The following is a 9102-nucleotide window of genomic DNA, read 5'->3' as shown; positions in this document are numbered from 1 at the left end:
CCTTTTCCTTGCTGCGGACGTAGACGCTGGACCCGGGATCGTTGCCGACGAGGATCACCCGCAGCCCGGGGGCGCGGCCGTTCTTCGCGGCGAATTCCACGGCTTCGGCGGCGGCTTCGGCGCGGAGCTCCGCGGCGAGGGCGGTCCCTTCGAGGACGCGCGCGGTCACGGTTTCCTCGCGGTGTGGAGCGCCACGATTCCGAACGTCATCGCGGCGGCGGCGACGTCGGCGAACCCGGCCTCGCGCAGGACCGCGGAGAGCGTCGCCCGGTCGGGCCAGACCCGCGCCGATCGGTTGAGATAGCGGTACGCTTCGGGGCTTCCCGAGAGGAGGCCTCCGATCCAGGGGAGGACGCGATCGGAGTAGACCTTGTAGGCCGCCCCCGCCGGCCCGGAAGGCTGCGAGAACTCCAGGACGACGAGGAGGCCGCCGGGACGCAGCACGCGCTCGATCTCGGCGAGCCCGGCGCGAAGGTCGACGAAGTTGCGCACCCCGAAGGCGATCGTGACCGCGTCGAAGGCGGCATCCGGGAAAGGAAGCGCGAGCGCGTCCGCCGCGGAAAGGAGGGCGACGGCGCCTTTCCGGCGGGCGCCGGCCAGCATGTCGAGGCAGAAGTCGGCGCCCACGACGGTCCTCCCGTCCCGGGCGAGCGCCGACGCGAGGTCGCCCGTTCCGGTGGCGAGGTCGAGCACGCGCCGATGGGATCCGTTCACCCGGCGGGCCGCTCCCGCCCGCCACCGCCTGTCCGCGTTGAACGACAGGAGGTGGTTCAGGGCGTCGTATCGATGGGCGATCCGGGAAAACATCGAGGCGACCGACGACGGGGACTTGTCCAGTTCGGGCACGGCGGGAGAATAGCAGCTTGACAGTACAAGCGTTTACGGATATCTTTCCTGTCCCCTTGCCGAAGGGAGTACTGCGTCCGGTTCGGTGCGACGCCGGGATCGGCGTTCGGAAGTTTCCGACGCAAGATCATTTGGAGTGGGAATGTCGTCGAAGACCATGGTGGTAAAACAGTCTCAGGTGCGCCACGACTGGTTCGTCGTGGACGCGCAGGGGACGCCCGTCGGCCGGGTGGCGGCGCGCGCGGCGAAAATCCTGATGGGGAAGAACAAGGCCGCCTGGAGCCCGTCGCTCGACAACGGCGACTTCGTCGTCGTGGTCAACGCCGGCAAGGCCGTCCTCACCGGCCGCAAGGAGCAGGACAAGATGTACCGCCGGCACACGGGATTTCCCGGCGGCCTGCGGGAGACGAACGCGGCCGACATGCGCGCGAAGCATCCGGAGAAGCTGATCGAGGAAGCGGTGCGCGGAATGCTGCCGAAGAACTCGCTCGGCCGGAAGCAGTTCAAGAAGCTGAAAGTGTACGGCGGCGCCACGCATCCGCACGAGGCGCAGCGCCCGAAGACGTTGAAGCTCGCGGCGCGGGCGTAAGGGCAGGAGGACAGTTTGGCAGCGACACTTCGATACTACGGGACGGGCCGCCGCAAGGAAGCGGTCGCGCGCGTCTATCTCAAGCCGGGCACCGGCGAGATCACGGTCAACGACCACGGGTTCGACGAGTACTTCCCGAACAAGGTCCTGAAGATGGTCATCAAGCAGCCGCTCGCGCTGACGGAAACGACCGACAAGTTCGACATCGGCGTCACGGTGATGGGCGGCGGCCCGGCGGGGCAGGCGGGCGCGATCCGGCACGGGATCTCGCGCGCGCTGCTCGAGTTCAACGCCGAGCTTCGGCCGCGGCTGAAGAAGGAAGGGCTGCTGACGCGCGATTCGCGCGTGAAGGAGCGCAAGAAGTACGGCCAGCGCGGCGCGCGGGCCCGCTTCCAGTTCTCCAAGCGATAGGCACGAGAGGGCGGGGCACGGCGCCCCTCCCCGTTTCGAAGGAGGTGTGATCTGGCTTCTATTTCGATGAAGGAACTGCTCGAGGCTGGCGTCCATTTCGGTCATCAGACGAAGCGCTGGAACCCGAAGATGAAGAAGTTCATCTTCGGCAAGCGCAACGGGATCTACATCATCGACCTGCAAAAGACGCTCAGGCAGTTCAAGCAAGCCTCGGAATTCGTGACCGCGCTCGCGGCCGCGGGAAAGAACATTCTCTTCGTGGGAACCAAGCGTCAGGCGCAGGACGCGATCTACGAGGAAGCCAACCGCTGCGGGATGTTCTTCGTGAACACGCGGTGGCTCGGCGGAACGCTGACGAACTTCGCCACGATCCGCAAGTCGATCCACCGGCTCAAGGAAATCGAGGCGTCGCTCTCCGACACGGAGAACGAGAACCTCACCAAGAAGGAGCGCATCCGGCTCGAGCGTGAGAAGGAAAAGCTCGAGAAGAACCTCTCCGGCATCAAGGAGATGGACGAGCTGCCGGACGCGCTGTTCGTGATCGACCCGAAGAAGGAGCACATCGCCGTCAAGGAGGCGCACTCCCTGAAGATCCCGATCGTGGCGGTGGTCGACACCAACTGCGATCCGGAGCTGGTCGATCACGTGATCCCCGGAAACGACGACGCGATTCGCGCGATCCGGCTCTTCACGAGCAAGGTCGCCGATTCGATCCTCGAAGGCCTCCACGCGCACGACGAGCGCTACACGGGGGAAGGCGCGGCCTCGGCCGGCGCCCCGTCCCCGGAGACCTTCGGCGCCGTCGCCGGGTAATCACCGACGACGTCAACACGCGGGCCGGGGCATTTCTCGCCCCGGCCCGATCTTTTGCGACGGTTTTTGTGATGGAGCGACCCATGGAGATCACGGCCAAGATGGTCAACGACCTGCGCCAGCGGACCGGCGCGGGAATGATGGAGTGCAAGGCCGCCCTGAAGGAGGCCGGGGGCGACGCGGAGGAGGCGGTGACGATCCTGCGCAAGAAGGGCCTCGCTGCGGCCGCGAAGAAAGCGGGCCGCGCCGCCACGGAAGGGCTCGTCTCGGCGAAGGTGCATCCGGCCGCCGCGGTGCTGCTCGAGGTCAACTGCGAGACCGATTTCGTCGCCAAGACCGAGGACTTCCGCACGTTCGTCGAGAAGCTCTCGGACCGGATCGCCGGCCACGAGGCGTTCGGGGAGACGAGCGACGGCCCCGTCGAGGCGCTCCTCCGGCTCCCGTCTCCGATCGCGCTCGGAACGACCGTCGCGGAGGCCGTGTCGCAGCTGATCGCGAAGATCGGGGAGAACATGAGCGTGCGGCGGTTCGCGCGCTGGATCGGGAAGCCCGGCGAGACGTTTGCGACCTACGTGCACGGCAACGGCCGCATCGGCGTGATCGTCGGGATCCCGGGCGCCGGCGGGGACCTCGCCCGCGACGTCGCGATGCACGTCGCCGCGGCGGAGCCCCGGTTCGCCCGCCGGGAAGACGTCGACGCCGCCGCGCTCGAGTCGGAGCGGGAGATCGCCCGCGCGCAGGCGGTCGCTTCCGGAAAGCCGGCCAACGTCGTCGAGAAGATCGCCGAAGGGAAGATCGAGAAGTTCTACCAGGAGTGCGTCCTCTGCGAGCAGGCATACGTCCGGGACGACAAGCAGACGGTCGGCCAGGTGCTGAAGGCGCGGGGCGGGGAAGGGGCCCTCGGGCTCCGCTTCCTCCGCTACAAGCTCGGGGAAGGGCTCGCCAGACGCGAGAATGATTTCGCGGCCGAGGTCGCGGCGCAATCGCGGTGATTCTTCTGCAATGCACGATTTCGGGCCGGGGCGAAGGTCCCGGCCTTTGTTTTTAGTAGAATCCGACGCGTGACGGCTCCTCGTTTCAAACGAATTCTCCTCAAGGTCTCGGGCGAGGCGCTGATGGGCGACCGCCCGTTCGGGATCGACCCGGAGCGGATCTCCCGCATCGCCGACGAGATCGCCGACGTCCACCGCACGGGAGTCGGCATCGCGGTCGTCCTGGGCGGCGGGAACATCATTCGCGGCGTGACCGCGGCCGCCTCCGGGATCGACCGGGTGACGGGCGACCACATGGGGATGCTCGCGACCGTCATCAACGGCCTCGCCATGCAGGACCTCCTCGAGAAACGCGACGTGAGCACGCGGCTCATCTCGGCGATCGAGATGCGTCAGATTTCGGAGCCGTTCATCCGCCGGCGGGCGCTTCGGCATCTCGAGAAAGGACGCGTCGTGCTCTTCGTCGGCGGCACCGGGAACCCGTACTTCACCACCGATTCGGCCGCGGCGCTGCGCGCCAACGAGATCAAGGCGGACGTGCTCCTCAAGGCGACGAAGGTCGACGGGATCTTCACGGCCGATCCGAAGCTCGACCGCTCCGCGCGGCTCCTCCCGTTCGTGACGTACCGGCAGGCTCTGGAGGAGAACCTCGGCGTGATGGACGCGGCCGCCGTCGCGCTCTGCCGCGACAACCGGCTGCCGATCAAAGTGTTCAATCTCCTGATCCCCGGCAACATCCGGCGGGTCGTGGAGGGAGCCGACATCGGGTCGCTCGTCGTCGACGAGGTCCCCGCGCCGGCAGGAGACGTTCAGTGAGAAACGAGATCGCGTCGGCGGAGAAGAAGATGGTCACGGCGATCGAGTCGCTGAGGCACCAGTACGGGACGCTCCGCACCGGCCGGGCGTCGGCGGCGCTCCTCGACGGCGTCATGGTCAACTCCTACGGCACGGAGATGCCGATCAAGCAGGTCTGCAGCCTCACGGTCCCCGAATCGAACCTCATCGTCGCGCAGCCGTGGGACCCGAAGATGTGCGCCGAGATCGACAAGGCGATCCGGAAGGCGGACCTCGGCCTGAACCCGGTGTCGGACGGGAAGATCGTCCGGGTCCCCGTACCGGCCCCGACCGAGGAGCGCCGCAAGGAGCTCGTCAAACGCGCCCATCACATGGCCGAAGAGGTGCGGGTCGAGATCCGCCGTTTCCGCCACGAGGCCAACGACGTCCTGAAGAAGATGATGAAGGACAAGCAGATCTCGGAGGACGACGAGCGGCGCGGGCTGGAAGAGACGCAGAAGCTCACCGACAAGCGGATCGCCGAGGTCGACGGGATCCTGAAAGCCAAAGAGGAAGAGATCCTCAAGGTGTGAGCCTTCATCTGCTGATCCCCGCGGCCGGAGGAGGACTGCGCCTCGGGAGCCCGCTTCCGAAGGCGCTCGTCCCCGTCGGGGGCCGGCCGCTCGTCTCGCTCGCGCTGGCGGCCTTCGAAGGGATCCCTTTCGAGAGCGGCATCGTGATGGCGCCGTCCGGCCACGAGTCGGCCGTCGAATCGGCGGTCGGCCGCCGGTTCCCGGTGCGCGCCGGCGGGCTCTCGCGCGCGGAATCGGTCGCGATCGGGGTCGCCGCGCTCGATCCGGGGCCGCGGGACTATGTCGTGATCCACGACGCCGCGCGGCCGTTCGTCAGCCCGGACGAGATCCGCCTCGTGATCGCCGCGGCCGAAGAGAGCGGCGCCGCGATCGCGGTCATCGCGGTCGCCGACACGCTGAAGCGCTGGGACGGCGTTTGGATCTCCGGCACCGTCGACCGCGAGGAGATCACCGCCGCGGCGACGCCGCAGGTGTTCCGCGGCGACGTGCTGCGGCGCGCGCTCGAGGCGCCTCCGTCGACCGACGAGGCGGCGCGGTGCGAGGCGATCGGGATCCGGGTCGCCGCCGTGCCCGTTTCGCGCCGCGCCTTCAAGATCACCTTCCCCGAAGACATCCGGATCGCCGAGGCGATGCTCCGGGACGCGCCGTGAGCCGCGTCGGCCTCGGGTTCGACGCCCACCCGTTCGCGGAAGGCCGCCCGCTCCGGCTGGGAGGGCTCGACTGGCCGGGCGAGCGCGGGCTCGCGGGGCATTCCGACGGCGACGTCCTCCTTCATGCCGCCGCCGACGCGATCCTGGGAGCGTCCAGCAACGGGAGCCTCGGGGAGCACTTCTCGGACCGCGACCCGGAGAACCGCGGCCGCGACAGCGCCGAGATGCTCGCCGCCGCCGGGGCGCTCGCGGCGGCGAGGGGTCTGAGTGTCGGCAACCTCGACGCGACCATCATCGGAGAAGCGCCGCGCATCGCGCCGCGGCGGGACGCGCTCGAGCGGCGCGTGGCGGAGATCCTGGGGGTCGCCAGAGAAAAGATCTCCGTCCGCGGGACCTCGACGAACGGGATGGGCTTTCCCGGGCGCGGGGAAGGGTTGGCGGCGATGGTGGTCGTGCTGTTGGAACCTCACCCCCCGGCCCCCTCTCCAGGTGGAGGGGGGGGAGGGAGGTGAGGCCCTGATCCTCACCGGATTTCATGCGGTGGAAGAAGTCGTCCCATCGACACGGAAAGCGTCTCCCACTCCTCCCCGCCTGGGGAGGGGTCGGCCCGCGGCCGGGGGAGGGGTTTCGACCTTTTTCAGCCGGTTTTCCGGAGGTCGCCGATGATCATCGCCGGTTTCCATGCGGTGGAAGAGGCCGTGCGATCGACACCGAAAAAGGTCGAGTGGGTCCTTTTCGACGAAGGGCGCCGGGACCGCCGGAGCGGGGAGTTGAAGCGTCTCTGCCGCGGATCCGGCGTCGCCATCCGCTACGGCCGGGGAGAGAGCCTCGACCGGCTCGCCCGGAACCACCAGGGAGTCGTCGCCCGTCTCGCCGAGGTGGCATTCGCCGCCGCCGAAGAGATCTTCTCCGGGGACCGCGGCCGCCGGTTCCTGTTCGTTCTCGACGACGTTCAGGACCCCCACAACCTCGGGGCGATCCTGCGGGTGGCGGAAGCGGCCGGCTCCCGGGTCGTCGTCCACGAGCGGGGCTCGGCGCCCCTGTCGGAGACGGTCGCGAGAGTATCCGCGGGGGCGCTGTCCCGCGTGCCCGTCTTCCGGGCGGGGAACGTGCGCCGGTTTCTCGACGAGGCCAGGCAGAAGGCGTTCTTCGTGGTCGGCCTCGACGAACGGGGGGAGGACCTCTACGGGGTCGACCTGTCCGGGGACCTCGTCCTGGTTTTCGGGTCGGAAGGGAAAGGGCTTCGGCGGCTCGTCGCCGAGGGCTGCGACGTGCTCGCACGCCTGCCGATGGCGGGGCAGATCGCCTCTTTGAACGTCTCGACGGCGGCCGCCGCCGCCGCGTTCGAGGCCGTCCGCCAGAGAAGGTCGGGTCCGGCGGGATAGGGGGTCGATCCGGTCGTTTTGCTCGAAAATTGGGCGCGAAGGAGGTGTCCTCCGCGGAGAGCGGCCTGATCCTATCCGCCAGAGACGAAAAGTCCTTGCGTCGAAAACCTCGCTCTGGTATCGTTCGTGGTTCGCGCCGTGCTCACAAGATCCGTGTGTGCGGCTGGGTCTTTGAAGAGAGCGGCGAGGGTACTTCGCGGGAATCGCGCCGGCGTAGCTCAATCGGCAGAGCAGCGGTTTTGTAAACCGAAGGTTGGAGGTTCAATTCCTCTCGTCGGCTCCAGTGAGCGGGCGCGGGGAATCGACCCGAGAGATCAGTTTTCCGGGCAGTTGGCCGAGTGGTTAATGGCAGCAGACTGTAAATCTGCCGCGCTTCGCGCTACGGAGGTTCGAATCCTCCACTGCCCACCATGTCGTGGGCGCGGAGGCGAGAGACGGGAATCGCGCGGGAGTAACTCAGGGGTAGAGTCACAGCCTTCCAAGCTGTTGGTCGCGGGTTCGAATCCCGTCTCCCGCTCCAAGCCGAAAGCAACGTTGGCCGTGAAGGGCAAACTCGGAGCCGAGAACGATGACGAAGAGTGAAGACGGGATTCGAACCCGTGGGGATGCGCGAGGGGGTGAACCCCCTCGCGAAAGAGAGACCGAATCCCGTCTCCCGCTCCGGGGACGGAGCGGGGAGACCCACGGCCTCGGGGTCTCCCGTCTCGCTTTCGGAATGCCGGTGACTCTTGCCCACGTAGCTCAGTCGGTAGAGCGCGTCCTTGGTAAGGACGAGGTCACCAGTTCAATCCTGGTCGTGGGCTCCAACCGGGTTGTTCAGACCGGATCGTTTTGACAAGCAGGAAGAGAGACGAGGATGTCGAAAGAGAAATTTGACCGCAGCAAGCCGCACGTCAACATCGGGACGATCGGTCACGTGGACCACGGGAAGACGACGCTGACGGCGGCGATCACGACGGTGTTGTCGAAGAAGGGTCTGGCGACGGCGAAGGGGTACGACCAGATCGACAACGCGCCGGAGGAGAAGGCGCGTGGGATCACGATCAACACGGCGCACGTGGAGTATTCGACCGAAAAGCGGCACTACGCGCACGTGGACTGTCCGGGGCACGCCGACTACGTCAAGAACATGATCACGGGTGCGGCGCAGATGGACGGGGCGATCCTGGTGGTATCGGCGGCCGACGGTCCGATGCCGCAGACGCGGGAGCACATTCTGCTGGCGCGGCAGGTGGGGGTGCCGTTCATCGTGGTGTTTCTGAACAAGACGGACATGGTCGACGATCCGGAGCTGCTCGAGCTGGTGGAGCTCGAGGTGCGGGAGCTGCTTTCGTCGTACAAGTTCCCGGGCGACAAGATTCCGATCGTGAAGGGGTCGGCGCTGAAGGCGCTGGAGTCGGGGGACCCGAATTCGCCGGACACCCAGTGCATCATGGAGCTGATGGACGCGGTGGACGCGTACATTCCGCTGCCGGAGCGGGCGATCGACAAGGATTTCCTGATGCCGATCGAGGACGTGTTCTCGATCTCGGGTCGGGGCACGGTGGTGACGGGGCGCGTCGAGCGGGGCAAGGTGAAAGTCGGCGAGGAGGTCGAGATCGTGGGGATCCGGCCGACGCAGACGAAGGTGGTCACGGGGGTCGAGATGTTCCGCAAGCTCCTGGACGAGGGGGTAGCGGGCGACAACGTGGGGCTTCTGCTCCGAGGGGTCGAGAGGAAGGACGTCGAGCGGGGCCAGGTGTGCGCCAAGCCGAAGTCGATCACGCCGCACACGAAGTTCAAGGCGGAGGCCTACGTCCTGACCAAGGAAGAGGGCGGGCGGCACACGCCGTTTTTCAACGGTTACCGGCCGCAGTTCTATTTCCGGACGACGGACGTGACGGGGACCGCGCAGCTGCCGGCGGGAGTGGAGATGGTGATGCCGGGCGACAACGTGGCGATGGAGATCGAGCTGATCACGCCCATCGCCATGGAGAAGGGGCTGCGGTTCGCCATCCGCGAGGGCGGCCGCACCGTCGGCGCCGGAACCATCACCGAGATCATTCAGTA

At 67.4% G+C, this 9102-nt stretch carries 12 protein-coding genes and 4 tRNA genes; 14 read left to right on the top strand and 2 right to left on the bottom strand.

The genetic code is table 11. The annotated features are described in order from the left end of the window. Together VKH46_16640 and VKH46_16635 are read right to left on the bottom strand one after the other, a co-directional pair. The coding region (locus VKH46_16640) for a tetrahydrofolate dehydrogenase/cyclohydrolase catalytic domain-containing protein (protein HKB72461.1) at window positions 1-169 on the bottom strand (169 nt) is incomplete at its 3' end. Further along, window positions 166-846, bottom strand: coding sequence for a ubiquinone/menaquinone biosynthesis methyltransferase (locus tag VKH46_16635; GenBank protein HKB72460.1), 681 nt, complete (start codon window positions 844-846; stop codon window positions 166-168). The genes VKH46_16640 and VKH46_16635, both read right to left, overlap by 4 nt. 142 nt (window positions 847-988) lie before the next feature. Between VKH46_16635 and rplM the strand changes: the two genes are divergently transcribed. The 14 genes from rplM to tuf form a co-directional block, all read left to right on the top strand. After that, entirely contained in the window at window positions 989-1435 is a 447-nt protein-coding gene (gene rplM, locus VKH46_16630) for a 50S ribosomal protein L13 (protein ID HKB72459.1), read from the top strand. A 15-nt stretch (window positions 1436-1450) separates the two neighbouring features. After that, window positions 1451-1846, top strand: a complete 396-nt coding sequence (gene rpsI / locus VKH46_16625; GenBank protein HKB72458.1) for a 30S ribosomal protein S9 — start codon at window positions 1451-1453, stop codon at window positions 1844-1846. 51 nt (window positions 1847-1897) lie between these two features. After that, a complete protein-coding gene (gene rpsB, locus VKH46_16620; GenBank protein ID HKB72457.1) occupies window positions 1898-2659 on the top strand; it encodes a 30S ribosomal protein S2 in 762 nt (253 codons plus the stop codon). Window positions 2660-2742: 83 nt separating this feature from the next. After that, entirely contained in the window at window positions 2743-3651 is a 909-nt protein-coding gene (gene tsf / locus VKH46_16615) for a translation elongation factor Ts (GenBank protein ID HKB72456.1), read from the top strand. 69 nt (window positions 3652-3720) lie between these two features. Continuing rightward, entirely contained in the window at window positions 3721-4467 is a 747-nt protein-coding gene (gene pyrH / locus VKH46_16610) for a UMP kinase (GenBank protein ID HKB72455.1), read from the top strand. Window positions 4468-4496: 29 nt separating this feature from the next. Further along, window positions 4497-5018, top strand: coding sequence for a ribosome recycling factor (gene frr / locus VKH46_16605; GenBank protein ID HKB72454.1), 522 nt, complete (start codon window positions 4497-4499; stop codon window positions 5016-5018). Beyond that, the gene (locus tag VKH46_16600; GenBank protein ID HKB72453.1) at window positions 5015-5668 is read left to right on the top strand and encodes a 2-C-methyl-D-erythritol 4-phosphate cytidylyltransferase; all 654 of its coding nucleotides are present in this window, start codon (window positions 5015-5017) and stop codon (window positions 5666-5668) included. Before frr ends, VKH46_16600 begins: the two co-directional genes overlap by 4 nt. Further along, window positions 5665-6180 carry a 2-C-methyl-D-erythritol 2,4-cyclodiphosphate synthase gene (ispF, locus tag VKH46_16595; protein HKB72452.1) on the top strand — a complete coding sequence of 172 codons (516 nt, stop codon included), beginning with the start codon at window positions 5665-5667 and terminating at the stop codon, window positions 6178-6180. The genes VKH46_16600 and ispF overlap by 4 nt, the downstream gene beginning before the upstream one ends. 150 nt (window positions 6181-6330) lie before the next feature. After that, on the top strand, window positions 6331-7053 hold the full coding sequence (gene rlmB / locus VKH46_16590; GenBank protein ID HKB72451.1) for a 23S rRNA (guanosine(2251)-2'-O)-methyltransferase RlmB: 723 nt from the start codon (window positions 6331-6333) through the stop codon (window positions 7051-7053). A gap of 207 nt (window positions 7054-7260) precedes the next feature. After that, window positions 7261-7336 (top strand) — tRNA-Thr (locus VKH46_16585). A 41-nt stretch (window positions 7337-7377) separates the two neighbouring features. Beyond that, window positions 7378-7464 (top strand) — tRNA-Tyr (locus tag VKH46_16580). Between the two features lie 34 nt (window positions 7465-7498). Beyond that, window positions 7499-7573 (top strand) — tRNA-Gly (locus VKH46_16575). 210 nt (window positions 7574-7783) lie between these two features. Next, a tRNA-Thr gene (locus tag VKH46_16570) sits at window positions 7784-7859 on the top strand. A 50-nt stretch (window positions 7860-7909) separates the two neighbouring features. Next, window positions 7910-9102: elongation factor Tu (gene tuf, locus VKH46_16565; protein ID HKB72450.1), on the top strand; the 1193-nt coding region annotated here is incomplete at its 3' end.

Source organism: Thermoanaerobaculia bacterium, assembly GCA_035260525.1.
Lineage (GTDB): Bacteria > Acidobacteriota > Thermoanaerobaculia > UBA5066 > DATFVB01 > DATFVB01.
This window is presented reverse-complemented; position numbering and strand designations above follow the sequence as displayed.